The sequence below is a fragment of the Nonomuraea turkmeniaca genome, assembly GCF_005889735.1.
Lineage (GTDB): Bacteria > Actinomycetota > Actinomycetes > Streptosporangiales > Streptosporangiaceae > Nonomuraea > Nonomuraea turkmeniaca.
In genome coordinates this window covers 11,748-36,986 of the sequence record NZ_VCKY01000100.1, presented here as the reverse complement: position 1 = coordinate 36,986, position 25,239 = coordinate 11,748, and the positions used below count along the sequence as shown (strand labels likewise).

Sequence of the window (25,239 nt, the reverse complement as noted above, 5' to 3'; positions counted from 1 at the left end):
TCAGGGTCTACGCTGTGGCTCGCGGCCACCGCACGATCTTTGGTTGTCTTCACAAACTCCGAATGATCACGCGGTGGCCGTCGCCATGTGACCCGATCCCTCAAGATCGCGAAGTGTCACTGGAGTATTTGATCGGCCCGCTACAGCCCCGGTACCGCGCTCGCGTCGACTCGCCGGCGCCCGAGGCCGCAGGGCGCCCCATCATCGCCTCCAGCCAGAGGCCTCGCGTTGAGCAGCCCCGTACGACGCCGTCCTCGTAAACACGCGGATCGGCATGAGGAGGTGGTCTCCTCAGATCACGTAAATGGCGTATTCGTCCAGCTCATCCGCGCAATTCCTGACGATGGAATTGCCTGTCGTGTAAGTGCCGAGACAGTTTCCAGGGATGCCCTGATAATAGGACCTGATGTAATGCAGATTCGCGCCGGTGACGGATCCCGTTCGCTGCAGGAGCCACTCGTCTATGCAACTGACAGGCGAGATTTCCCGAACTGCCGCGATCAGTCGATGGCCGAGCCGGGCCTATGTGGCCTCAGCACCCGCAAGCAGATCGGCCCTTCGCTCTCCCTCCCGGTATGTCGGCGGTATGTTTGCGTGCCGTCGCGGCCATGATCAGTTGTCCTGCCGCGTCACGTGCCGCCAATCTGATGGCCGACTCCACGCAGAGAAGGGACGGCAGTGAAAAGGACGAGGATCATCGCGAGCGGGCTGGCGGGCACCGCGGCGGTGCTAACCCTGATCAGCGCTCCGGCAGGAGCGAACGCGGAGCCGAGCAGGGCGAAGAAGCTGGCCGTGGCAATCCAGCTCACGTCGCCGACGGAGGACAGTTTCTGGGCGTGGGCAAAGTTCCGAGCGAACAGGAACAAGGACTCAGTCAAGCAGTACAACTTCAGCTGGAACAGTGACGGTTGCACCTTGAAGGACGCAGGGAAAATACCGAGCGCCAAATCCTGGGCGAAGATCTTCGCGATCCCGTGCGTGCGACACGACTTCGGCTACCGCAACCTCAAGGATCTGGTCAGCGCCAAGAGGTGGAACGAGGTTTATCGCAACGGCGTCGACCAGGCGCTTCTCCAGGACATGCTCAGGACGTGTAGCGGCATGACGGCACACCTGAGGCCAAGCTGCAGGGCTGCGGCGGCACAGTTTTACGCGGCTGTTCGCTGGAGGGGGAACTAACGCCCGGTCATGCCCAACGACGACCCAGCGCGAAGGGAACTGCGACCATGAAACTGACGACCGTCACGAACGTCTCCGTCGACGGAGTGACGTAGGGACATCGACGGAGTGACGCAGGGACATCGACGGATTGATGCAGGGACCCGGCGCGAAGCCGGCGCGCCGGACGAGGATGGCGGCGGCGGATTCGAGCGCTTTGGATGGGCCCCGCCACTGCTCGACGATGAGGCCTCGACGTTCATCAGCCAGGCCTTCCAGCGAGCCGACGCGTTCCTGTTCGGTCGGCGGACCTACGAGATCTTCGCTGGCTCCTGGGGAGCAGGAATGGATCCGGGAAACCCCGTCGGAGAGGCGTTGAACACGCGGCCCAAGTACGTCGCCTCGACCACGCTCACCGACCCGCAGTGGGCGGACACGACCGTCCTGTCCGGTGACATCGCGGGCGCCATCGGCGAGCTGAGAGCCATCAAGCCTGCCGGTGAGCTGCAAGTTTGGGGCAGTGGCACCCTGATCCGCTGGCTGCTCAACCACCGGCTGGTCGACCAGGTCGTACTGCTCACATATCCCGTGGTCGTCGGCCAGGGCACGCGGCTCTTCCCCGCCACCGGCCCGGACATAGGACTCGAGCTGGTCGACTTGCAGTCCACCCCGAAGGGGCTAACGATCCAGACCTACCGCACCACCGGTCGCCCGCAGTACGAGACCGCCACGACCTGAATGAGGGGAGAACCCGGGCGTCCGCACTACCCCCGCACCAGCAGATAGGCCCAGGTTCTGGGGTTAGAGAGACCAAAGAAGCCCAGCGCAACTCAAGGGATAATAGTTGTCCAGCATCTGACCGGCGTAGCCGACGACTTCACCCGTCCGGCCCTGGGCGGGTAAGCCCTCCAACGCAGTTCCGCCGAGACGAGGTCGGCGACACCCGGAGGATGGCGCCATGGCGGCCAGAGCACGAGCCGCACTCCAGAGAGCGGGACATGAGTAGGGGCTACTCATGTCCCGGGCGGTGGGCCGTGGGACAGGATGCGATCACGGGGCACCCGGCCAGCCCTGGGCTGGTGGCGTCGATCTCGCAACGACCGACAGCCTGGATGAAGGGGGCGACTCATTACTTGATCGGCTAGAAGCTTAGCAAGGAGTCGAGCAGTGTGCGAAGCGGGCCGTTGTCGCCGCGCAGTGAAGCCTTCGATGCATGCGCGTTGCTGTCAGGATCCAGACTGGACCAGTCGATGAACCAGCCCGCTTCACGACCGAGCTGGCGGAAGAAGGCGCGCTGCGTTCGGCCGTTACCCTCCCGGAATGGGTGGATCGCGTTGACCTCCGCGAAATAATGGGTCAACCGGTCAATGAATCGGTCACGTGAAAGCCCACGCAGGTACCGCTCCTTTGCCAAGGCGTCGAACACATCCGCCGAGTACGCCTCGATGTGCTGTGGCAAGCAGAACGGATCCGACCGCGCGATCCCCACCACCCTGATGTCACCAGCCCATGGGTAGAGATCGCCGAAGATCTCGCGATGGAAGCATCGCAGATGGGCGAGGTCGTAGCCGCCCGGCAAGATCCGGGTATCCAGGTCTGCCAGTGCAGCCCGTGTCAAGCCCGCATCCACTTCGCACAGCCGCTGGGCATCAGCGATGCAAAGCCGGTTGCGCAGCACACCGCTGGCAGGATCGACGTAAGGATCGACGGTCACGCCACACCGTAGAGTCGCCGGATGAGTTCACGCATGTGCGTCGTGCTGATCTCGCCACGCGTCCAGCGTTCCATGATGGCGTCGGCGTCGGCGCCCGGTGTGAGACCTTCCGCCCGGACCGACGCGGTGGCCTGCGTCAGTGCCCGAGTCCGCTCCGCGGTCAGTTCGTCGAACACCTCAACTGGGACCATGACTGCTTCGGTCTTGCGATGCGACCCCACCCCTACCGGCGTACGATCGCCATTGCGGAATCGCTCAAGCATGCGGGGCAGTTGCTCACGTGCCTCGCGCACGGACAGAGTTTCGATCAGCATGACTAAAGTGTACCCAATCGTGTACACATTTCGCCTGGGATCAGCCGGCAGGTCTGCGACCGGCCGCTGACCACCGGCTGAGCCGCCGATGGTCAGTGACTGCTCAGTGCGAGGGAGCGACTGCTGTCCTGACTCGCACTCCCTCGTTTCCGATCACCTGCCCAAAGCCGCCCGCGATGTGTGGGTGGGGATGCCGTCGGATGAGGGCGGTCCCTGCCTCAACGTGCAGATCCAGAAGCGGACGGCCGCCACGTTCCTGGGCACCGCGGTGCATTCGTTCGTCGGTGAAGGTGCAGCGGCCGTGGAGTTCGAGGTGGACTTCTGCGGCTTGTACGTCTTGTGGACCGATGAGCTTTCTCGCTGACGCCGGTCTGTGAAGACAGGAAACCACTCTGAAGGAGACGGCGATGACCAACGACCCAGCGCTGCAGGCCTTGGCCAGGCTCGTCGGCACGGAAGATCACCGGAGGGCATGGGGGAACTGTCACCTACCGCTGGCTGAACGACTTCTTCCTCCAGCAGGATGTCGAGCTGGGCGACACCCACGGCATCGAGATCATCGGCCGGGAACGCAGGCTGATGGCCGAGCCCAGCACCGACATCAAGTCTCGCTACTACGGCGACGACGGCAGCACCCTCGACTACACCTATGAACTCGAGGGCGACACCCTCACCATCTGGGCGGGTGATCGGGGTTCCCCGCCTACTACCAGGGCACCTTCAGTCCTGACGGCCGCAGCCTCAGCGGAGCCTGGGTCTACCCGGGCGGGGGCGGCTACGACTCCAACGCCGAACGCGTCGAATAGGACAGTTTCGGTCGGCCAGGCACCTCCGGACGAAAGTCACAGTTAGCCGCCCACGGGGCCTCTTAACGGGACTTTCATTCCGATGCTGGTTGATGCTCTCACGTGTCTCTGCGACAGAACGTCAGGAGGGCGGCGGCGGTGAGCACGGCGATGAAGGCGGTGAACAGCAGGAAGCCGGGCCAGGGCGATGAGTGGGGAAGCGTCGCGACGACCTGCATACCGGCAATGGTCAGCCAAAGGTTCGCAACCCGCTGCGGCAGAAGTTGCAGTATGGCCAGGACGAGAATGGTCAGCGAGATGAGCAGGGTGACGCCGGCGGCTGTCGATCTGGTCAGGGATCCCAGCGTCAGGCCGAGCAGCCCGATCGGCGCCAGGTAGAGCCCGCCCCCGAGCAGGGTCCGCGCCCCCTCCGGATCGCCGATACCCCGCATGTGGCACCCCGCTTGTGGCGAAGCCCCACTGGCCGGTGAGGAACGAGCTGAACGCCGTCGCCAGTCCCGCGACGGTGGTGACCAAGCCGACGACGACGGCCTTGGCGGCGAACAGCCGTCCGCGCCGGGGGACGGCGGCCAGGCTTGCCCGGATGGTGCCGGTGGCGTACTCGGAGGTGATCGACAGAACACCCAGGACGCCGATGATGAGCTGGCCGAACATCACTCCGCCCTGGAGGCTGAGGGCGGTGGGGCCGAAGTGTCGCCGGTGAGATCCATGTACGCCTCCTCCAAGGTGGTCCGCTGAAGGGTCAGCTCGGCCAGGGCCAGGCCGAGCTCTGCGGCGAGCGCTCCAATCGCGGCGCTGTCCATGCCGGTGATGGTCAGTGCCGATCCCGACCCCCGTACCGTGGCCCCCTCAGCCGACAGGAGCCGGGCGAGCTCCTGCGACCAGGCGGCGCGCACGAGGACCGACTGTAAGCCGGTGAGCTCCTCCACTCCCGCGTCGGCCAGGAGCTGGCCCCGCCCGACCACGATCAGATGGTCCACCGTCAGGGCCATTTCGCTCATGCCGTCCAGCGCAGGCGACACCGGGTCGCCCCGAGTGGCCGGCTTCACCAGCGCATCCAGCGCCGCGGGCAGCCCGGGGCCGACCTGCCCGGCGGGCTTGCGGCCCGCTCCGGAGCGAGGCAGCCGGCCCGCGGACGGCGGACGGCGCCCTCGTTTCGGGCGGTCTTACATCGAGGTGGCGCCGGAGGCGAGGGCGATGATGCCGACCACGGTCATCAGCAGCGCCGAGCCGGGGTGCATGGCGATCGAGATGCGGATGTCCTGCTTCTTCCAGGCGAGCCAGACGCCCGGGTAGAGGAAGACGAGCTTCGACAGGACCGTCCAAGGGGCCCAGAAGTGGTACACCGAGAAGAAGAGGGTGTTGAAGAACGGGGCCCACTTGCCGAGCTGCGGGAGGCGGGGCAGCAGGAAGCCGCGGAAGTAGTACTCCTCGAGCAGGGGCAGGGTGAAGCCGGTGAACGGCGCGCAGATGAGCAGCGTGGTGAGCACGAGCTCTTGTGAGTAGCCCTGGAGGTAGGCGGTGCCGTCGGGGCCGGCGCCCTGGTAGTCCACCCAGGTGAAGAACCAGTCGTAGACGATGTTGTCCAGCGGGGTCAGCGAGAGCGAGACCACGGTCATCCACACGAGGCACGCGGCCCCGAGCCAGAAGACCTTGCCGCGCGAGACCGGCTTGTCGCGGTAGTGGACGACGCCCTTCATCGTGAAGCGGCCGGTCTGCTTCTTGCCCAGCCACAGCAGGAATAGCTGGAGCGGGAAGAGCACAACCGCGAGGGCGATGGCCCAGGCCAGGAAGATCGGGAAGTCTATCGCCCGGACCAGGGGGGCGGCGATGAACGCGTACACGGCGACGATGACCGCGCCGGGCACCAGGTGCAGTGCGATGGAGAACGGGACGGAGTGACGGTCGGCGAGGAGCTTGGCGACGAAGCCTTTCGGCTGGGCGTCTTGGGTGTCGGCCAGGGGCCGCATTGCTGTATCCATGCCGAGAATCGTGGCCCCGCGACCCAACACGGAGCTGACATCGCTCTGATACGGCTTCGAGTCGCCGTAAAAGGCGCAGGTTACGGTGGGTGCGGACCGGGCGGGAGCTATTGGGTCGCTCCCGCGTCGCGGGTTCGACGGGGATCGGAACTATCTCCAGGAGCTGCTGTACGGCGAGGCCGCCCCCGGACGCCGAGACCGTATGGCGGACCACCGCAGACGACGGAATCGATCTTGTCATGCAGCCATGTGCCCGGGGTCCGGCTTCTGCCCGTCGGCCCTGTCATGTAGACCGCCAGGACGGGGCGGAGCCGCGGGCCAGGTGGGCGGGTAGTGGGTCGTTACATCACGTCCGTCGGGAGGGGGCAGGTGCAGGCTGAGATCGGATTGTCGTCCCCCGTCAAGCGGAGCGCGCGAGTACTCCGGTGAGCAAGAAATGAGCAGGGAAGTGGACTGTTTTGTAAGTTCAGGCCCGATATACGCTCCCCTGTGCGATATACGCTCCCCCGGAAAGAGAAGGCTATGATGTCGTACCTCCGTAAGGTCCTCGCCGGCTGTGCCGCCGCGCTGGCGGTCATGGTGGCCCTTCCCAGCCCCGCATTCGCTATCAACCACGTAGACTGCAACCGGAAAGACATACGTGAATTCCTGATTATTCGAAATGGTCTGGACCGTCATTGCTTCGCTAACGGCGGCACGATGAGCGTGGCCATCTATGGTGTCGACTACATCTCCCCCGGGAACAACAATGTGGCGATCGAATACATCGATGACTTAGGAGGGCCTTCCAGGGCTTTGCTGATTCCAAAGTGGACCCTCTGGGGCTTTGACACCGCGGATGGGATCAACGGCCCAATGCATATGATTTACAAGATCAGAATCATTTAGGTCGCATTCCCGTGACGGGGGCTGCGCCTCACCGCGCGGCCGACTCCAGCGGCAGCACCTGTGATGCGGGGAGCGCCGCAACGCCCAGTGCGGGCGCTCAGGCACGCCTACGCCGGTACGTCGGATGTGGGGCTCCTGCCGGGTACCCAGCCGACCTGGGCATTCTGGCCCATGAGTGGGCCAGAAAGGAGTCGAACCTTTACCTGTGTGGGTAATCGACAGAATTCGACGCGTGCTCCCGACAGGGCTGACGAGTGGATCGGTGTGGTTCGGAGAAGACACGGATGTGGGATGTCCACCGGCGTTTGGTGCTCTGCCAATTGAGCTACCAGAGCGTTCGCCCCAGGCAGGACTCGAACCTGCAACAACCCCATGAGAAGTGGTAACCGACGAACTTCGACCCGTGCCCTCACCGAACCGCACCGAAGACCGACGAACCAGGAGCGGATACGGAGGTGAGAAGTGGCAACGGCTGCGATCTTTTTACAGAAAGAGATAACCGACGCCATTCGACCCGTACCCGCTCCGAGCCCGGCGGGACAGTGGATTTCGGAGGGGCTTGACTGATCGAAACCGTAGCATGGGAGGCCGATGAGAGCGCAAGTTCTTTTGCTTGCGCGGTCACTCGGTAAGGCGTAAATACGCAGGTCGCGCGTCGTTGGTGATTAGCTTGGCTAGAGAAAGAATCGGCGGGACGCGTTATCCGTAGACGAGGTGGCATGACGCCGGTGGCACGGCATTCTGATCATCGCGACGGGCACGCGGTTGCGCAGCACGCCGCTGGCAGGATCGACGGTCACGCCACACCGTAGGGTGAGCGGATGCGCTGTCCGGTGCCGGGCGGGTGAAGGCGGCCCAGACGGTGAGCGGGAACGCGTGGGGGCCGCCGAGGTCGGTAGATACGCATTCAGGCTGTGTACTGATACGTCGAGTAAGTCAGGTAACCCGCGTCACCGCCTTGGTAGTACGTGGCCTCGTCGACGGGAGCGATCGGGAGTCCGTTACGCAGCCGTTCAACCAGGTCGGGGTTGGCGAGGAAAGCGCGTCCGAAGCTGATGAGGTCTGCCCCCAGCCCGAGCCAGTGGCCAGCGTCGTCCCGCCCGGTCTGCTTGGGTGACATCGGCACCGTCGGGTTCATGATGAGGGTGCCGGGCCACGCGCGGCGCAGGCGGACCAGCGTCTCCTCGTCGGTGGTGGCTTCGAGATGGACGTAGGCCAGGCCGAGGCGGGCAAGCTCGGTCAGCAGCGCGGTGTAGAGCTCGGGAATGTCGGTCTCCCGCAACCCCCCGAACGTCGCGCCAGGGGAGAGACGGATGCCGGACCTGTGCGCGCCGACGGCCTCGACGGTCGCGGCGGCCGCCTCGACCGCGAACCGGATCCGATTGGCCACCGAACCTCCGTAGCGGTCCGTGCGCAGGTTGCCATTGGAGGAGAGGAACTGCGAGATCAGATAACCGTTGGCGCCGTGCAGCTCGACGCCGTCGAAGCCGGCGTCGACGGCGCGGCGGGCGGCCTGGGCGTACGACTGGGCGTGCTCAGGCACTTCGGTCGTCTCTAGAGCACGCGGCATCGGCGCGGGCTGGGGCCCGGTTGGGGTGAACACATCGCCGACGGCGGGGATGGCCGAAGGCGCGACCGGCTGCATGCCGGTGGTGTCGGGATGCGAGACCCGTCCGCCGTGCATGATCTGGGCGAAGATTCGGCCGCCGTTGGCGTGCACGGCAGCGGTCACCTGGCGCCACGCGGTGACCTGCTCATCGGTATGCAGTCCCGGCGTACCCGGATTGGACTGTCCGATCAAGCTCGGCTGCACACCCTCGGTCACGATCAGCCCGGCCGTCGCTCGCTGGGCATAGTACGTCGCCATCGACGGCGTCGCCAGACCGCCGGCGGCGGCCCGGATCCGCGTCATCGGGGCCATCACCACCCGGTTGGGCAGTGTCAGGTCGCCGAGCTGGTAGCTGTTGAAAAGGGTCATCACGTTAGGACTTCTCCTTCCGTTGTGCCCGGGTCTCGGGCACAACGGTTACGCTAGAACCTCACATCCATGTCAGAGGCAAGATGTTGTGCCGCAGATCACAGCCGGGAGGCGATGTGCGCATCGGGGAGCTCGCGTCTCGGACCGGAGTCAGCGTCCGGTCCCTGCGGTATTACGAAGAGCAGGGGCTGCTCACCAGCACCCGCAGCCCCAGCGGGCAGCGGCATTACACGGACGATGAGGTTGACCGGGTCACGTTCATCCAACGGCTGTATGCCGCAGGTCTGTCCAGCCGCACCATCGCCGAACTGCTGCCTTGCGTTGATACGCCCAGCATGGAGAATTCCGACGCCGCGCTGAAGCGGATGGCGCAGGAGCGCGACCGGCTCTCCGAGCACATCACCGACCTCATACGCACGCGCGACGCACTCGATGGGCTGATGGCCGCGAATCGAGCACATCGAGAGAGTCCGCGGATACCAGTGGCCGGCTGAACGAGCCCAGGGCGGGCGCGCGGCGGCCTCGCCAGACCATGATCGCCCAGCCGCGGCTCTGTTGGACGCCTCAAGGGCCGAGCGGGCCGGGCTGACCCCTGCCACCCGTACGGTCTCTCCAGCGGGCGCCGCGAATGCGAGGCGCATGCTTCCGCCGACGAGCACCAGGGCCAGCACGGCTCCAAGGGCGCCACCCGCCGCCAGGCGAACCCGTCCTGCCAGAGGTGATTGCCGACGGCGGCGAACCAGGTGATGAGAAAGCTGACGCCGTAGCTACCGGTCACCGAGGTGAGCCGGAGCAGCGGGAGGTTGTCGTGCTGGGTGGCGGCCAGCGAGCGCCATCGCCGGCAGGGCCCTGCTGGTGCGGGAGAACCGTAACAGCAGGATCAGATAGACCCATGCCGCCCCGGCCACCTCCCACCGGCCGTGCGCGGCCACGAGTGAGAGGGCGGTTCCGGCGGCGAGCACTGTCCAGCGAGTCAGCCGATCCATACGGGAAAATCTAGGAAGCGCAGGCCTCAGCGCCCATCCCGTACGCCCCCGAACCGCAGGTAGGGACACCCTGATTACGTCGGCGAGTTTGGGCAGCACAGACGGCTGAGAGTGGTCAGAAATGTCGGTGAGAAGCAGCGCTGATCGCGCCTGCCATTTGCGGTACTGAGATGAAGCCGTGCTAGATCATCCCGTCTGCGGGATGGCTCGGACGCCTGCCGAGTTCGTGCTCGCAGGGGTGGAGCATTGCCTTGAGCTCCTCTGGGCCGCAGCCGGAGCGCCCCTTGCATGCGAACACCTGGCAGGCGTTGTGGGGGCCTGTAGGTCAGAGCCAGGCGCCGTCACTACCCATCTACGCAACCGCTCATTATCCGGCGTTCGTGATGTACGACTGGCTGACTTACCTTTAGGACACCCTCATACGCCCCCCTCTGGTGAGTATCGTCTATCCCAGGGGGCCCATTGAGATAGACGGGGAGAAAGCACAGTGCATGGTTTATGCCGTGTCATCACGGGGTTTTTCGTAGTAGCAGCGCTTCTGGTGGCCACACCGGCGTCGGCAGACGCGGATCTGGTGGCCGCCTACGGGATGGAAGAAGGATCGGGGACGACCGTTCACGATTTGTCGGGCAACGGCAATGACGGGACCGTCGCGAACCCGCAGTGGGTGGACGGCAAGTACGGCAAGGGGCTGCGCATCGGGGAACTGGACCAGATCCTGACGGTGCCGGACGCGCCGAGCCTGCGCACATCAGGCGGGCTGACGGTGGAGGCCTGGATCAAGCCCGACGGCTACTGCCCGATTTTCGCGGCCAAGGGCAACTCCTACTGGATGGGGGAGACTTGGGGCGTCAGGACGGGCGGCCAGGACCACGACGGCGAGTCGACCGGCGACCTTTCCGGAGGCTGGCTCCACTTGGCGCTCGTGTACGACGGGAGCACGCTGCGCTACGTGCTCGACGGCCTCTACCGGGCCAGCGAGGCGCTCCCGGTGACGGGGGCCGTCGACTACGACTCCGGTCCACTGAAGATCGGCCAGTCCTGTTCTGACGCGATCGTCGACGAGGTGCGCGTCTACCGGCGCGGGCTGACTGATGAGGAGCTCCAGCAGGACATGCTGAAGGCGGTCGTCGTGGACGAGCGGCCCATGGCTCCCGCGGCCTCGGCCGACCTCAGCACGGGCACGATCCAGCTGTCGTGGCCGGCCGCCTCCGACGATCACGGCATCTCGGCATACGAGATCCACCAGGTCGCCTATCCGGAGGACCCTGTGGACGCGCTCAGTCTGGTCGCCACAGTGACCGGGCTGACCTGGACCCCGGGCTGCGTCTACCGCAACGCGATCTACCAATACCGGGTCGTGGCCCTGGACACTCTGGGCCAGCCCAGCCAGCCATCGGAGATGGTCGGAGGAAGGGTCACCAAACCGGACTGCCCGCCGACGGCGCCAACGGTGACGGTGTACCCCCACGATGGCTGGGCCCAAGTGCGGCTGAGCGGCGCCTACGACGAGCGGGGCGTCACCGAGGTCCAGCTCCACCGGTCGGCGACGCGCGCCTTCACTCCGTCAGCGGCGACGCTGGTCGCCCGCGTCGCGGGGACGACGACGGAGCTCACCGACCATGTGCCCGCTCGCGCCACCTACTATTACGCGACGCTGGCGGTGGACACCACCGGAAACGTCAGCACCAGGTCCGCCGTCGTCTCCGCCTTCATCGAGGCGCCGCCCAATCTCCAGACAACGCTCGTGGGCGCCTACGGACTGAACGAGGGCACCGGCACGGCGCTGGGCGACTCATCCGGCCGGGGCCACACCGGCACGGCCACCAACCCGTCCTGGGTGAGCGGGAAGTACGGCACGGCGCTGGCCTTCGGTTACGCCGCGACCGCCATCGTGCCCAACCTGACCTCGCAGGGGAAGGTGACTTTGTCGGCCTGGGTGAAGCCGAAGACGAACGCCCGCCGCCTGGAGGCGCTGTCGCGCAACGGATTCTTTATGTACGTCGCAGACTGGCCTGATGACGCGCCGTCCGCCTGGGTGGGCAACGGGCACGTCGTCGGGCTGCAGGTCCTGCCGGTCGACACGTGGACCCATCTGGCCGCCACCTACGACGGCAGCCAGATTCGCCTCTACGTGAACGGCCAGCCGGTCGGTTACGCCGGGAGCACCAATGGGCTCTACAGTGATCCGGATCGGCTGGTCATCGGGCAGGACTATCCCTACGGCTCATTGAACGGCATGGTCATCGACGAGGTCCGCACCTACGACGCCGCCCTGACGCCGGAGCAGATCAAGAGCATCATGACGGCTCCCATCGGCTGAAATCGCGACGGCCTTGGGGCCGCAAGGCCCCGCGGCCCGTCCGGGTACTCGGCCCATGCACCCGGTGGCCAGGTGGGCGGGGCGTCGCGCCCGCGACGGCCTCCGGCACGCCGGCGTCCAGAGCGGGAACCCCACCGAGGCCGGCGACGCCGAGGACTGCCTGACGCTCGACGTCACCGTCCCCGAGAAGGCGCGGCAAGCGCAAGCCCGTGATGGTCTGGGTGCACGGCGGCGGGTTGGTCGCGGGCAGGGGAGCCGATTACGACCCGCGCCGCCTGGCCGCGCAGGGGGACGTCGTGGTGGTCACGGTGGAATTCCGGCTGGGCGTCCTCGGATGCCTGGCGGTGCCGGGCATGGCCGCCGGGATGCGGCCTGGGCTCACAGCGGCAACTCCAGCGTGATGGTCGTTCCGTCGCCGGTCGATGAGGCGATGTCGTACCGCCCGCCCAATGTTGCGGCGCGGGCGCGCAGGTCGCCGTGGTCGAGAACCTCCCGCGAGGCGAGCCCCGACCCGTCGTCGCACACGGTCAGCCTCAACGTTTCCCCAGCGGTCAGCGCCATTGACACGTACGTGGCCTGCTCTACGGCGGAGAGCGCGTCGACGAGCACCGCGAACGCGAGGCCGGCCGCCTCGTCGGGCACCGCACGCTTTGGCAGCGCCCATACCTCGACCGGGATCGCCGTGTGCTTGCCCCAGCCGGCCACGAACGCCTCCACCGACTCCCGCAACGTACGGCCCGTGACGTGCGACGACTCCCTGGCCAGATCCGACACCGCGGTCATGACACCCCCTCTTCCCCTTTGGGACCAGAGTCGTGGAGCATCCTTGGAGTCACATGGTGATGAGATGAGAGTCACATGAAATCTGTCGGCGACCGGGCCCGGCCTGCCGTCTACAGGTCTCCCAGCCTGGGCAAGGAGCGGACCCCGCCTTCCCCTGGCAGGCTGAGGCGCTCACACTCGGGTCATGAAGATGCGGCGCGTCGGTGCGGTCCTCGCGGTCCTGCTGACGATCGTCTACCTGGCCTACGTCGTGGCGATCCCGCTCGGCTTGGTGACGCATCGGCTTGAGGTGCACGAGGTGGCGCTGGCCGCCGCGTTGCTGGCCGGTGTCTGCTTCGCGGCCTCGCCGTACTCCATCACCGATCTCTCCGTCGGAGCCGGTGGAGTCAGCGCGCGGCTGGACAGGGCCGAGGCCAAACAGCGGGTGCTGGAGTCCGAGGTGCGGGCGCTGCAGGTGGCCTTGAGCGGGCTGGTGACCAAGTACGAGTGGGACCATTTGCGGCGGCTCGCGGGGGAGGGGGCCCGTGCCCGCCCGGTACAGGCAGGACCGGAAGTTGCAGATGGAGCTCGACCGGCTCGATGCCATGGGGTTCGTCGAACCGGTCGATCCACGCGGGCTCAATGCGATCCCTCAGGACCACGGGCAGACGTACGACGAGTTCGACCTCAAGCGGTACGTCGCGATCACCGAGGCGGGGCGCGAGTATCTGCGTTTGCGTGAGCGGTTGTGAGCGCCCTCACCGGCACGACATGGGGATTCGAGTCGGTGACGTTCAGCCCGGACCGGCGCCGATCATTGATGACAGGGGGTGGCCGCTGGCAGCCGGTGACGGTGGCGAGGACCGCGTCGTAGCCGCCACCGTCGATGCTGCCGCTCATCAGCTCGGTGGCGTACTTCTTCTCCACGTATCGGAAAGGATCAGCACCTTGACTTTAGGCCCGCGCCGCCGGATCTCGAGGGCGGCGCGCAGGCCCTCCGCGGTGGCGCTGATCGTACAGAATGTGGTCACGCGGATGCTGCCCCTGTGACGCGGCCTCCGGACGGGCGTCGAGAGGGTGGGTGCGCGGTCGGCGTATCTGGTTAGGTTGGAGCGCCAAGAGGCGCTGTCCGCGCAGTTACGGGGATGTCATGGGATTAGTGACAACGGTCCGCATGGACCATGTGCCCGCTCGTGAGCGATTCGACTTCTGGCGGGAGGTCGTGGCGCAGTCGGTGGAACTCTCCAGCGACGAGGTCACCGATTTCTGGGCAGAGATGACCTCGATCGATCTCGGCCTCGTGCAAGTGTCTCGGAAGCGGTGCAGTTCGTTCGAGGCCCGTCGCACCCCGCGGCGAATCCGCCAGGCCGATCATGGCCTGTATGAGCTGTCGCTGATTCAGAGTGGTCGTGGGGGGCTGCGTCAGGAAGCTCGGGAGGCCGCCCTCACGTCGGCTGATCTGATGCTGAGCGACACCTCTCGAACCTTCCACATCTGGCGCGCGGCCGACACCTCGCGCAGGGGGGCGCGGGGTTTGTGGGACGGCATGTCCGTGCACTTCCCCCATGCCGCTTTGCCGCTTTCCACCGCGGCCGTCGAACAGCTCCTGGCGGTACGCCTGCCGGGACAGGAGGGCATCGGCGCGCTGCTGGCCGGACTCCTCCGCCGGCTTGTGCGCCAACCCGACCAGTACACGGCTCCCGACGCCGTCAGGCTCTCCAGAGTGATCCTCGACCTGATCGCCGCCCTGCTCGCCCACGAACTCGGCTCGGCACCGCACGATTCGCACCGGGCTCTGCTCCTCCGGGTTCAAACCTTCATCGAGCAGAACCTCGCGCACACGGACCTCTCGCCCTCGATGGTCGCCGCGGCACACCACGTCTCACTGCGCCATCTGCAGCGGCTGTTCGAAGGCCAGGAACGTAGTGTGTCCGATTGGATCCGGCACCGCCGGCTCGAACGCTGCCGGAGCGACCTCGCGGATCCCTCCCAGGCTGGCGTGCCGGTGCACACGATCGGCGCGAAGTGGGGCTTCCCCAGCCCTTCTCACTTTACGAGAGCCTTCCGCGCCGCCTATGGCGTGACACCCGCGGCATACCGTCACCGCTGGCAGGAATCGAGCACCGCCCTTCAGTAGACGCTGAGTCGTGCGCGAACGGGCAACGGTCTGGCGTCCGCAGGCAACGGCGCGGCAAGCAAAACCGGTTCGATGGGGGCGTAGGTCGAACCGATGCGATACGGCCGGACGTCGTTCATCCGACGTGGAGTGAGTATTCACATCCGGTCGTTGAGTCATGCGGACCGGAAGGGAGGTCACTGATGCGACAGGTGCCAGGTAACAACGGGGGATGCCCCGACTTCGACTGGGGATGCCCCGACTACGACTGGAGCTGACCGAGTATCGCCATCCATGGGGCGTGCCCGAACCAAGGGGAATGCGGCTCGATGCCGTTCTCCTGACGTGGAGTGGGCTTCATATCCGGCTGTTGAGCCGTGTGTTGCCGGAGGGAAGGCCACTGATGCGACAGATGCCTGGTGGCAAGTGGGGATGCCCCGACTACGACCAGCATCACCCCGATTTCAGCTGGGGCTGATCAAGGTCACATGAGGTGACGGTCCGGCGGTTCGCGACCGTCACCTCGACTCCTGGCGGAGGGACGAGGGTGCGCAGAGTGATCCCGGGGGCCGAATACCTGCGAGTCTTCGCGGTCGCCGAGTTCAGCGGTTTGTGGGCGGGACTCCTGCTGTCCAAGGCGGGCGACCAGTTGGCCCGCGTGGCGCTGGCCGTCATGGCCTACGACCGCACCGGGTCGGCGGCGCTGACCGCCGTCGTCTACGGGCTCACCCTCGTGCCCGCCCTGCTCGGCGGCCCGCTGCTCGGCTGGCTAGCCGACCGCTACCCCAGGCGCGAGCTGATCGTCTCCTGCGACGTGGGCAGGACTGTCCTGGTGGCCCTCATGGCCGTTCCCGGCATGCCGCTGCCCTTGATCGGCGGCCTGGTCTTCGCGTCCCATCTGCTGGACGCGCCCACGCGTGCCGCCCGCATCGCGCTGACGCCCGACGTGCTGCCCGCGGCGATCTACCCGACGGGTGTCGCGATCAACGGCTTCACCAGCCAGCTCATGACCCTCGTCGGCTTCGCTGCAGGCGGTGTCGTCGTGGCGCTCGCCGGACCGAGCCCGGCTCTCGCGATCGACGCGGCCACTTTCGCCGCCGCTGCGCTGATCACCACCCTGACCGTACGACGCCGCCCCGCGGCCGGGGGAGACGGACCCGCGCGCTCCTGGTGGTCGTCCACGAACGCGGGGCTGCGGCTGATCGCCGGCACGCCGTCGCTGCGCAACCTCCTGAGCCTCGCCCTGCTCGCCGGCTTCCACGTGATCCCCGAAGCGATCGCCGTGCCGTACGCCCACTCACTCGGCCTCGGCGATACCGAGGCGGGGATCATGATGGCGGCCATGCCGGCCGGTACCTTGATCGGCGTGTTCGTGCTGACCACGTTCGTTCCGGCGCGTTCCAGGCTGTTGCTCATGGCGCCGATGGCCGTTCTTGCCAGTGCGCCGCTCGTGGTGGCCCTTCTCCAGCCGGGGTTCGTCATGGTGCTGGTGCTGTGGGGGTTGGCCGGCGTGTGCACCGCCTATCAGGTTTCGGCTAATGCAGAGTTCGTCCGGATCGTGCCGAACGAGCAGCGCGGCCAGGCGGTCGGGCTGGCGTCGTCGGCGCTGATGGCCGTTCAGGGCCTCGGCGTCATGCTGGGCGGCGTGCTCGTGGACTGGGCGGGTCCCGAACGAGGCCTGGCGATCGCGGGTCTAGCTGGCCTCGCGGTGAGCGTGCCTCCCTTGATCGGCTGGTTCAGAGTCCTCGCCCGGCAGATGGGACCGGGCCGGGTTCTCACAGGGGCGCGACCGGACTGACGCAGTGGCAGGAGGCTCCACATGGTGGAGTTCCACCTTCAGGTAGCGCAGCATGGCCGCCGGGAAGAACGGCTCCGGCGGTTCCTCCACGACGAAGCCTGGCCTCAGGCGCCCGAGGAGGCTCTGGGGACAACGATCTCCCGGGTCGAGCGGGCTGCGCGGAGAACGCGCCGACGTCGGCGCCTGCGGTGCGGCGAACAACGTCGAGCAGGTGTGTCTCAGGTCACCAGGCCGTTGCGGTAGGCGTAGACCACCGCCTGGACGCGGTCACGCAGGTCGAGCTTGGTGAGGATGCGCGACACGTACGTCTTGACGGTTTCCTGGCTGATCACCAGCGTTGCGGCGATCTCGCTGTTGGACAGGCCGTCGGCGATGAGGCGCAGTACCTCCAGCTCGCGCGGGGTCAGCGCGACGTCGTCCGGCGTGTCTTCGGCGGGACGGATCCGCGAGGCGTACCTGCCGACGAGCTGCCGCGTCACCTCGGGCGCCAGCAGCGCGGCGCCTGCCGCGACGGTGCGGATGCCGTGCATCAACTGTGCCGGTGGGGCGTCCTTGAGCAGGAACCCGCTCGCCCCCGCGCGCAGCGCCTCGTACACGTACTCGTCCAGGTTGAACGTCGTCACCACGAGCACCTTGACGGGATGCGCCACCCCGGCACCGGCCAGCAGGCGGGTCGCCTCGATGCCGTCGAGCACCGGCATCCGCACGTCCATCACCACGATGTCCGGGTTCAGCCGGCGGGCGAGGTCGACCGCGGCGCGACCGTCCCCGCATTCGCCCACCACCTCGAGGTCGGGCTGCGCATCGATGATCGTCGCGAACCCGGTGCGGATCAGCGCCTGGTCGTCGCAGATCAGGACCCGAACCGGCGCGCTCACGACGAGCTCCCCGCGGGGATGCGTGCCCGCACGACGAAGCCGCCCCCCGCCTGGCGGTCCGCGCTGAACTCGCCGCCCAGGGCGTCAACCCGCTCGCGGAGTCCGGCGAGGCCCCGCCCGCTCCCGGCCGGCGAGCCGGTCCGCGAGCCGGAACCGTCTGTGCTGACCTCCACGGTGATCTCCCTTTCGCCATAGCGCACGCGGACCACGGTGGGGCTGCTGTGGGCGTATTTGAGGGCGTTGGTCAGGGATTCCTGCACGACCCGATACGTCACGTACTCGGCGCTGCCGGCCGATTCCGCGGGCCTGCCCTCCTCGGTGAACTCCACCGGCTGCCCGGCCTGGCGTGTCTGCTCCACGAGCGTGTGGAGTTCGCCGACGGACGGCGTCCTGACGTTGGTGTCGTGGTGGGGGTTGAGCAGGTCGAGCAGGTGCCGCAGGTCGGTGATGGCCCGCCGGCCGGTGTCGGTGACGGCGCTCAGGGTCGCGTCGAGGCGATCGGGTGCGGCGGTCAGGTAGCGTGCCGCCTCGGCCTGCACGACCATCGCGGTCACGTGGTGGGTCACGACGTCGTGGAGTTCGCTGGCGATGCGGGTGCGTTCGGCTGCGCGGGTGGCCTCGGCGACGTGGCGGCGGCGTTCGGCCTCGGCGGCCCGGGCGGAGCGCAGCCAGGCCCCGATGCCCCACGCGAGGACCAGCGTCAGGTAGAACACCACGAATCCCTCCGGCGGCTCGGTCGCGCCGAGCTGGTCAAGCGCGACCGCCAGCGGCAGGTACGCCGCGGAGAGGAGGATCACGGTGATGCGCCGGTGGCGTTCGAGATGGGCGCCCGCGCTGATGAGCGCGATGGGCAGTGCGGTGCCCGCGAACGCGTGGTACGCGAGGAGCTGGTCGAGGGCGAAGCCGAGCGACACCAGGGTGAGACAGACGGCCGGCCACCGTCGGCGCACGACGAGCGGGAGGCACTCGAGGGCGACCACCACGGCGGTCAGCGCGTCTAAGGGGCGTGCCTGCAGGTCGCCAACCTGCGTCCCCTTGCCGTGGAGCGCCGGTAGAAGCGATGCGACGGCCAAGAGCAGCGCGAACGGAAAATCCCGGACTGTGACGTCAGATCGCCGCCACAGGTCCGGGACCCGCCGGAGATCGATCACTGGGAGAGCGTAGCGGTCGTGTCGGCCCGGGCGCTGCGCCGGCGAGGAACCAGGTTGCCACGCCGGCGGGCAAGCCACATGAATGCGATCGTCAGCAGCACGCCGAACACAACCGCGTACGGGCTCGCCTCCGGCCCGAACTCGCCGCCGGTGAGCAGGGCCGGACCTGACGTCACGCCGTCCAGCAACCCCTGCGTCCCGCCATTGCCGGAGACTTCGGTGCTGAAGATGCCGGCCGCGGCGAAGTTCCAGCCGAAGTGCAGGCCGATCGGCACCCACAGGGTGCGGGTGGCGGCGTAGGCGGCGGCGAGCATGCCGCCTGCCTCAATCGCGATAGCGATCGCGCCCCACAGGCTGGCGTGCGGGTTGAAAAGATGCGACAGGCCGAACAGCAGGCCGGTCACAGCCAGCGCTATCCACGTGCCGGTGCGTTCCTCGACGATCCGGAACAGGATGCCCCGAAAGATCAGCTCCTCCGTCGCTGCGGCGGCGGCCATGAAGCCGAACAGCGCGACCGCACCCGCCACCGAGCCCTGGCCGGCGACCCGATAGCCGCCCAGGAAGGCGATGTTCAGGATGACGGCCGCGAACATCCCGAAACCGATCAGCACCCCCCGGCCGACGGCGGAGGCGGCGCCTTTCGCGGCCACCTCTACCGGCGCGCGACGCTCCGACCACCGCACCACCCGGGCGTACACGAACACCGCGAGCGAGGCTGTCGCGATACAGAGGATCAGGGTGAGAAACGTGTTTCCCTGTACCGCACCCACGCCCAGGTTGCCGACGAAAGCGACCGCCGCGACGGCCACGAGCTGCTTCAACAGTCGCATGACGACTCCTTTTGAGGCCCCGCGGCCAGAGCGCCGCGGCTACGTCGAGAACGCTATGGATTCGACAGCCTGAAATCGTCACCGCGCGGTGGACACTCGCGGGTAGCTCGCACGGGGGACAAGCGCGCCGCGATTGCTCCCCGCTCATGGACCAGTCCGCCGAGGCGGTCTCGGCGGACGGACCCCCTGTTGCTGCTCGTGTCGCCGCCAGCGGCATCCGTGCGGGGTACCCCGACAGCCGTGTTGTGAAATAACCCCTGTGTTCATTGAGCGGTTGAGCGTGGCCATAGCCGCAGGGGTGCCGTGACTTTCAGGATCAGCAGGTCAGGTGGTGAGGGCGACCGCTGCTTCCCGGTAGATGACATCCGGGTCCTCGGACAGCCATGCCTTCACCTGGCGGCTCCAGGCGTCGGCGAGCACCTCGGGCCGGTGCGCCTCGATACCGTCCAGGGCCGCCGCGGCGGCGAGGTCGGGCGTCAGCGTGCGGGCCCTGCGCTACTACGAGGAGCAGGGACTGTTGGACGCGTATCGGAGCGACTCCGGGCAGCGCCACTACCCCGAGTCGGCGGCCGACCGTGTCCAGCTGATCCAGATGCTCTACGCGGCCGGCCTGTCCAGCCGGACCATCGCCGAGCTGCTGCCCTGCGTCGAGGCCAAGGTCAGTACTCCGGAGTCGCGTGCCCGGCTGGCCGCCGAGCGCGATCGCATCGATGACCAGATCGCCGCGTTGACCCGTACCCGTGACCGCCTCGACGCGGTCATCGCCTTCTCTGGAAGCCCGGCCAGCGGCTGCACGTGGATCGCGGACCGGGACGTCGCCGCGCAGGCGAGCCACCTCGCGAGCCGTGATCGCGACGGCCAGGCCGGGCTCGATCCCAAGACGGCCACCCGCTACGCCGAGGACGGCCGTGCTCTCCCTCTCATCCGGACCGGAGACCAAGACCCGCGAGTCGCCACGAACCCACGGCTCTCCATATGGCCCCGGAGGGCTGAGGACCGATGCGTTCATCCTGAAGGACCTGAGGGTCGCCCACTGATCGCCGACACTCCGCCACGCCCTCTCCCGCCACAGACGCCAGCAGAGCTTGCACAACCAAGCGACCGGCAGCCGACCATTTCGCATGTACGCGCATGGGCTCGTGGACAGCAGCAGCCACGGTTGCCAGGAGCCGCACTCCTCCGTCCAGGCCAGGGCATACCCGGCGCCGCCTCGCCCCGGCTTCCTGGCCGGCCGCTGGGATCACCTTACCGTGCGCGCAAATTAGGGTCCTGACCGTAAATCGAAGTTCGGCTAATGTCTGCGGGGAGATGGAGTTCCGGCACAGACCGAAATAGGAGATTCCATGCGGCTCTTCCTTGTCTCGCTACTCCTGTTACCTCTCCTCGCGGCATCCCCGGCGCAGGCCGCGGCGGCGCTGCCGGGCGGCAGGCCTTACTACGTGGTCGCCACGGCGCACCTGACCCCCGACAATGCGTACCAGAACTGGGGACGCCTGTCCTGGTACACCTTCTCCACCAGCGGCACCGTCAGCTCCCGCACCTGGACGTGGGAGCAGGCGCGCCGCACCGAGATCCCGCGCACGAAGACTGGGACGCTGGCGGGCAGCCCCAACTGCACCGACCGGACGGCGCCCTTCGACAAGGTGCTGCCCTGCTACGTGCGCACCGCCCACGCCTACACCGACCCGCCCACCGAGGAGCGGACCGGCACCTTCAGCCTCTCGGGCGACGTGCTGCACATCACCTGGAACGTCTCCTCTGGCTCCTGGTCGGAGGAATGGTACGTGAGCACGAACTCCGCCGGCACCCTGGCCAAGCTCGAGTTCAAGTACAACACCAAGGCCACCCACGGCTTCGGCTACGGCAGCACCTCCGGCTTCAGCACCCGCCGGGCCATGGAAACGGTGGAGCAGTACAGCAGCACGCTGTACCTGCGGCAGTGGTCCTGGTCGAACAAGACACTCACCCCGCCCGCCGACCTCAGCAAGAGCGTCTTCCAGCTCCCGTCGTACACCCAGTGCGACCAGGACTCGTGGTGCCTGACCTACCTGCAGCCATCGTCCAGCGCGGCCTGCCAGAAGGGCGGCTGTCCCACCTACGGCGGCGGCACCACACCCAACATCACATCCATCCAGTACTACCTCGCCATGATTTCCAACGGTGACCGCCGGGACACCCTGTGGCACTTCTGCAGCTGCCTGCCAATGGAACAGGCGCTCAAGGACAACGACCCGGCCACCGATCCCTACGAGCCGCCGTGCTACACCGGTAACTCGCACGTCAAGCCGCTGATGCAGATCATCGACGACAACGGGCAGTTCCAGGGGTGGGTCGGCATCGAGGCGTCCGTCTACCCGTACTCGGCTCCACCGGGCGAGGACGTGCGCGACAAGGACATGTTCGCTGTGCTGCGCATCGCCGACTTCCTCTGACCACCGCGATCCCCCGGGCGCCGTCCCGGTGGGATCGCGGACCTCAGATGTAGGGCCGGGCGGCCAGGGCCGGCGTCGAGGCGGCGGTCTCGGCGGCCATCGAGGCGGCGGCGGGAAGTCGCCCCACGTGGTGGACACCCGCTCGCGTGCCGGATCAACGCCTTCCTGCTTGAAGATCTCCCAGCCGGAGCTCGCCGGTCAGGCTGTCGATTTCGGTTCCCGCCACCCCCAGGTCCGCGACTTTGAGAAGCTCGATGCGTCATGCGGCGATCGCCGGGGTTTGGCGGGGCGGGGTCCGGCGGGTGCGAGCGTAGACAAACCGGCCGTGCGGTTTTCCGGTGCCCGTAACCTGGCTGGCCACCTATGCTGGCCGGGAACTCCGCGTCGACGCTCCTGTCCTCGTCGCTCCTATGGGGTCCAGAACGATGGGTCTGAGCTGGCGGATGAACTCGGCGGCGTCCTTCTGGGGATCCCTGTTCGACGGGGTCTCGGCGAGCGTCACGCTGAGCATGCGGCTGCCGTCCCGCGCCCATGCCCAGCCGTCGGCTCCGTAATTCACCCCGAACTCCACGATGGTGAAGGTGAATCCGGGTCCGGCGTCGGCAGGCAGGTCGACTCCGTTTCTGGATGCTTTGGAACCCGCTATCTGGCTTAGCGGGAGTGGAGATGGATCGTCGATTTCAATTTTGAGGCGATAACCGCTTTCGTTGCGCGGTTTGGTGTAGATGTAACAGGACTCGAGGTGCTTGCCGTTGTCGGACATGTATTTCTTGACGGTGAAGTCGCTGAGGCCGGTGGCGCGTTCGATGGACTGCTTCGAGATCAAGCCGCATTCCTTGGGGTCGGCGGTGACATCGCCGAGCGGCCGTGTGTCCGGAGTAGGTGATGGAGGCGGTGGTGGAGAGTTTGAGCAGGCGGTCAGCAGGATTGCCGCAAGAAGTAATGCCATGGGTGGCAGTGGGCTTCTCATGCTAAAGCAGGTTTGACTCATCTCGGCCTCTTTAGCTCAAGAGTCCCGGGATACGGCGGAATTTGCGCCGTAGAAGACGCGATTCGTCGCTTTGGTGCGATAGAGCCATTCAACGTAAGCCCTTCTTTGGGGCGCGGTCATCTCATCCTTTGACATGATCTCCCCGTTCACCAGGAAGTCGCCAGCAGACCCCTTCGGGTACTGCTTGGACGCGTGTGGATGAGTGGGTGCCGATTCATCACCGAAGAGGCCGTGTCGCATCATGGCGGCCGCAGTGGCATCCCGGAACATGATCTTGGCGTCCTCGATCGCGTTCCCGGCCGCAATCTTTGCCTTATCCTCTTGTTTGGACGTGAATTTTCCATAGACGTGATCCTTTGCCTGGTCCACCAGCAGGCCGACGAACTTGCCCTGCGGCCCTGGAGCCAGGTCGATGATCTTCTTCGCCAGGTCCTTGAACGCCGCGTATTGCTCGTCGTTCTTTCTGGCTTCCTCGATCTTGGCGATGTTGGCGGCGTCCGTGATGGCGTACGTGGTCTCGCTGAGGCTGTTGACCGCGCCCTCGAACTGAAAAGCTCCGCCGCCGCTTCCCATCTTCTCCTCGAGGATGGCCTGCCGCTTCGCGTCGATCTGCTTCTTGGTCGCCTCGGGATGCGACTTGTGCCACGCCGCGAATTCGGCTTTGATCTCCGCTGCCAGTTCAGATGCCGTCTCGTCCAGGACCTCCACCGAGTACTGCCCGTGGGCCGCCGCCACGGTCATGAAAGCATCGTTGTCCTTGAACGCCCACGTCATGACCTTCTTGAGCTCGTCCTTGTTGAAGACGGCGCCATAAGGCTGCACGCCGGCAAGGGACTTGTCCGGATCGTAGGCGGCGTCCACGCCAATCTCCGTGCTCGCCGGCGCCTGGTAGGCCCGGTGGACGTCAGTGATGTAGTTGGCGTGGATGGAAGCGGCCCAGATACGGGTGTTCGGCAGGTTCCGCTGCACCTTCTCCTCGGCCCAGTAATGGCTGGCCCATGAGGCGATGAGAGCGGCCTTGTATCCGCTCGACTGCTCCCGGGGCATGCCGTGATCCCGGAACTTCGTCGCTGCCTCGTAGAGGGCTGCGCCGAGCAGGTTGTCGCTCTCCGGTGCCCACCGCCGCTCGCGCATCAAGTACGCCAGTGGCCTCCGCTTGGGGTCGGTGAAGAAATCCTGGCTCACCTTCGGATGATGGATCAGAGCCTTCAGCACCGTGCTCATGGGACTCACATCGGGGGCGTGCCGGATCTTGTCCTGGCCGGGAAGCGGGAACTCCGGCTCTCTTGCCCGGGCCCGCGGATGGGCCACGTCGTAGTCGTAGACCCTCTTCACCACATCGAGCATGAACGCGTGGTCGAACCTCCCCTTGCCGAGGAGCTTGCCGATCGCGAAGGCGCTCTGCGGGTCCCCCAGATCCTTGAGCAGTTCATCGGCGTATTTGTCGGGCAGCTTCCCGGCCCGGGAGGCCGTACCCAGGATGGTGCTGAACAGGTCGGCGATCTTCTTCTCCGCGCTCAGGTCCTTGTCGTCCGGGCGGCCGATGGGAGGAAGATCTGTTCTGAACATGCGGGAGATCAATCGCTTGAGCTCGTCAGGCGGAATCTCCTTGGCGAATGCGGCAGCAAAGAGAGGATCGTTCTTGTGCTTCTCGAGTTCGGCGATCGTCTTGGGGTCGTAGGTCCCGGATTTAGCCTGCGCCCGCACTTTCGCCGCCATCGCCTTGGCGGCGGCAGCGCCTGTCGTGGTGCTGGATTGCCAATCCGAGCCGTCCGCCCACATGATGCCGTCGCGGTCGCGTGCCGCGTCAGGAGTAGCGAGGATGAGGTCCAGGCGGCCTTGAAGGTCAGGGTGCCTCGTGCTCATTTGCTCGGCGACCCTGCGCAGCGCGGGGGAGGTCCAGAGTTCGACGCCGAGACGGCTGAGCGCGGCTTCGACCTGGCGGCTCGATTCCCGGAACTCAGGGCCCGTGCGCTTGAGCATGGCTATGACCTTGGTCATGAGTTCAGGGTTGATGCCCACGCGAGGACTCATAGGGACGCCCCCTGCGTGCGGAGTTCGTGGAGAGTGTCAAGGGCCGCCCGGAAGTAGTTCTTGGTGTCGCGCTGCCATTGGCGCATATCGGCGGCGAG

23 protein-coding genes and 1 pseudogene are annotated in these 25,239 nt (G+C 66.7%); 12 read left to right on the top strand and 12 right to left on the bottom strand.

Features of this window, described 5'->3' with window-relative positions; all coding sequences use genetic code 11:
• Positions 1-678: 678 nt before the first annotated feature.
• Both ETD86_RS27260 and ETD86_RS27255 read left to right on the top strand, forming a co-directional pair.
• Positions 679-1,179: a phospholipase A2 gene (locus ETD86_RS27260; protein WP_138669010.1), complete on the top strand. Its 501-nt coding sequence runs from the start codon at positions 679-681 to the stop codon at positions 1,177-1,179.
• 108 nt (positions 1,180-1,287) lie between these two features.
• Entirely contained in the window at positions 1,288-1,896 is a 609-nt protein-coding gene (locus tag ETD86_RS27255) for a dihydrofolate reductase family protein (RefSeq protein ID WP_138669009.1), read from the top strand.
• Positions 1,897-2,299: 403 nt separating this feature from the next.
• Here ETD86_RS27255 and ETD86_RS27250 read toward each other — a convergent pair whose 3' ends face one another.
• Positions 2,300-2,872: a Fic/DOC family protein gene (locus ETD86_RS27250; protein ID WP_138669008.1), complete on the bottom strand. Its 573-nt coding sequence runs from the start codon at positions 2,870-2,872 to the stop codon at positions 2,300-2,302.
• Positions 2,869-3,186 (bottom strand): antitoxin VbhA family protein, encoded by a 318-nt coding sequence (locus ETD86_RS27245; protein ID WP_138669007.1) that lies wholly within the window; start codon positions 3,184-3,186, stop codon positions 2,869-2,871. Before ETD86_RS27245 ends, ETD86_RS27250 begins: the two co-directional genes overlap by 4 nt.
• Positions 3,187-3,376: 190 nt before the next feature.
• On the opposite strand from ETD86_RS27245, the gene ETD86_RS55460 reads away from it, so the two are divergent.
• Positions 3,377-3,550 carry a hypothetical protein gene (locus ETD86_RS55460; RefSeq protein WP_170223298.1) on the top strand — a complete coding sequence of 58 codons (174 nt, stop codon included), beginning with the start codon at positions 3,377-3,379 and terminating at the stop codon, positions 3,548-3,550.
• Positions 3,551-4,090: 540 nt separating this feature from the next.
• On the opposite strand, the gene ETD86_RS58390 is transcribed toward ETD86_RS55460, so the two are convergent.
• From ETD86_RS58390 to ETD86_RS27225, 3 genes are all read right to left on the bottom strand, one after another.
• Positions 4,091-4,423, bottom strand: a complete 333-nt coding sequence (locus ETD86_RS58390) for a hypothetical protein (RefSeq protein WP_246148251.1) — start codon at positions 4,421-4,423, stop codon at positions 4,091-4,093.
• 222 nt (positions 4,424-4,645) lie between these two features.
• Positions 4,646-5,041, bottom strand: a complete 396-nt coding sequence (locus tag ETD86_RS60190; RefSeq protein ID WP_138669005.1) for a hypothetical protein — start codon at positions 5,039-5,041, stop codon at positions 4,646-4,648.
• A gap of 117 nt (positions 5,042-5,158) precedes the next feature.
• The gene (locus ETD86_RS27225; protein ID WP_211370344.1) at positions 5,159-5,974 is read right to left on the bottom strand and encodes a CPBP family intramembrane glutamic endopeptidase; all 816 of its coding nucleotides are present in this window, start codon (positions 5,972-5,974) and stop codon (positions 5,159-5,161) included.
• 522 nt (positions 5,975-6,496) lie between these two features.
• Between ETD86_RS27225 and ETD86_RS27220 the strand changes: the two genes are divergently transcribed.
• On the top strand, positions 6,497-6,862 hold the full coding sequence (locus ETD86_RS27220; protein WP_138669004.1) for a beta/gamma crystallin domain-containing protein: 366 nt from the start codon (positions 6,497-6,499) through the stop codon (positions 6,860-6,862).
• Between the two features lie 907 nt (positions 6,863-7,769).
• Here ETD86_RS27220 and ETD86_RS27215 read toward each other — a convergent pair.
• A complete protein-coding gene (locus ETD86_RS27215; RefSeq protein ID WP_425465660.1) occupies positions 7,770-8,840 on the bottom strand; it encodes an alkene reductase in 1,071 nt (356 codons plus the stop codon).
• A gap of 116 nt (positions 8,841-8,956) precedes the next feature.
• Here ETD86_RS27215 and ETD86_RS27210 point away from each other — a divergent pair, with 116 nt between their 5' ends.
• The 3 genes and pseudogenes from ETD86_RS27210 to ETD86_RS57260 form a co-directional block, all read left to right on the top strand.
• Positions 8,957-9,334, top strand: a complete 378-nt coding sequence (locus ETD86_RS27210) for a MerR family transcriptional regulator (protein WP_211370343.1) — start codon at positions 8,957-8,959, stop codon at positions 9,332-9,334.
• 1,033 nt (positions 9,335-10,367) lie between these two features.
• Positions 10,368-12,149: a LamG domain-containing protein gene (locus ETD86_RS27200; RefSeq protein WP_138669000.1), complete on the top strand. Its 1,782-nt coding sequence runs from the start codon at positions 10,368-10,370 to the stop codon at positions 12,147-12,149.
• A gap of 194 nt (positions 12,150-12,343) precedes the next feature.
• Positions 12,344-12,550, top strand: a pseudogene (locus ETD86_RS57260) (carboxylesterase family protein); the annotation flags it as partial.
• Here ETD86_RS57260 and ETD86_RS27190 read toward each other — a convergent pair.
• Entirely contained in the window at positions 12,528-12,932 is a 405-nt protein-coding gene (locus ETD86_RS27190; RefSeq protein ID WP_138668999.1) for a sensor histidine kinase, read from the bottom strand. The pseudogene ETD86_RS57260 and the gene ETD86_RS27190 overlap by 23 nt on opposite strands.
• A 524-nt stretch (positions 12,933-13,456) precedes the next feature.
• Here ETD86_RS27190 and ETD86_RS27185 point away from each other — a divergent pair.
• From ETD86_RS27185 to ETD86_RS27170, 3 genes are all read left to right on the top strand, one after another.
• Positions 13,457-13,663 (top strand): hypothetical protein, encoded by a 207-nt coding sequence (locus tag ETD86_RS27185; protein WP_138668998.1) that lies wholly within the window; start codon positions 13,457-13,459, stop codon positions 13,661-13,663.
• 422 nt (positions 13,664-14,085) lie between these two features.
• Entirely contained in the window at positions 14,086-15,048 is a 963-nt protein-coding gene (locus tag ETD86_RS27175) for a helix-turn-helix domain-containing protein (RefSeq protein WP_170223297.1), read from the top strand.
• A gap of 526 nt (positions 15,049-15,574) precedes the next feature.
• A complete protein-coding gene (locus ETD86_RS27170) occupies positions 15,575-16,825 on the top strand; it encodes an MFS transporter (RefSeq protein WP_170223296.1) in 1,251 nt (416 codons plus the stop codon).
• A 218-nt stretch (positions 16,826-17,043) separates the two neighbouring features.
• Here ETD86_RS27170 and ETD86_RS27165 read toward each other — a convergent pair whose 3' ends face one another.
• From ETD86_RS27165 to ETD86_RS27155, 3 genes are read right to left on the bottom strand one after another with little or no spacing between them, the layout of a single operon-like run.
• Complete coding sequence (locus ETD86_RS27165) at positions 17,044-17,703, bottom strand: response regulator (RefSeq protein ID WP_138668995.1); 660 nt, start codon at positions 17,701-17,703, stop codon at positions 17,044-17,046.
• Positions 17,700-18,854 carry a histidine kinase gene (locus ETD86_RS27160; protein WP_138668994.1) on the bottom strand — a complete coding sequence of 385 codons (1,155 nt, stop codon included), beginning with the start codon at positions 18,852-18,854 and terminating at the stop codon, positions 17,700-17,702. The genes ETD86_RS27165 and ETD86_RS27160 overlap by 4 nt, the downstream gene beginning before the upstream one ends.
• Positions 18,851-19,684 carry a CPBP family intramembrane glutamic endopeptidase gene (locus ETD86_RS27155; RefSeq protein ID WP_138668993.1) on the bottom strand — a complete coding sequence of 278 codons (834 nt, stop codon included), beginning with the start codon at positions 19,682-19,684 and terminating at the stop codon, positions 18,851-18,853. Before ETD86_RS27155 ends, ETD86_RS27160 begins: the two co-directional genes overlap by 4 nt.
• Positions 19,685-20,042: 358 nt before the next feature.
• On the opposite strand from ETD86_RS27155, the gene ETD86_RS59685 reads away from it, so the two are divergent.
• Together ETD86_RS59685 and ETD86_RS27145 are read left to right on the top strand one after the other, a co-directional pair.
• The gene (locus tag ETD86_RS59685; protein ID WP_211370342.1) at positions 20,043-20,957 is read left to right on the top strand and encodes a MerR family transcriptional regulator; all 915 of its coding nucleotides are present in this window, start codon (positions 20,043-20,045) and stop codon (positions 20,955-20,957) included.
• A 70-nt stretch (positions 20,958-21,027) separates the two neighbouring features.
• The gene (locus ETD86_RS27145; RefSeq protein ID WP_138668992.1) at positions 21,028-22,116 is read left to right on the top strand and encodes a hypothetical protein; all 1,089 of its coding nucleotides are present in this window, start codon (positions 21,028-21,030) and stop codon (positions 22,114-22,116) included.
• A gap of 361 nt (positions 22,117-22,477) precedes the next feature.
• Here the strand turns inward: ETD86_RS27145 and ETD86_RS27140 are convergent, their stop codons facing one another.
• Together ETD86_RS27140 and ETD86_RS27135 are read right to left on the bottom strand one after the other, a co-directional pair.
• Entirely contained in the window at positions 22,478-23,065 is a 588-nt protein-coding gene (locus ETD86_RS27140; RefSeq protein WP_138668991.1) for a hypothetical protein, read from the bottom strand.
• A gap of 57 nt (positions 23,066-23,122) precedes the next feature.
• Complete coding sequence (locus tag ETD86_RS27135) at positions 23,123-25,129, bottom strand: DUF6571 family protein (RefSeq protein ID WP_138668990.1); 2,007 nt, start codon at positions 25,127-25,129, stop codon at positions 23,123-23,125.
• Positions 25,130-25,239 lie beyond the last annotated feature (110 nt).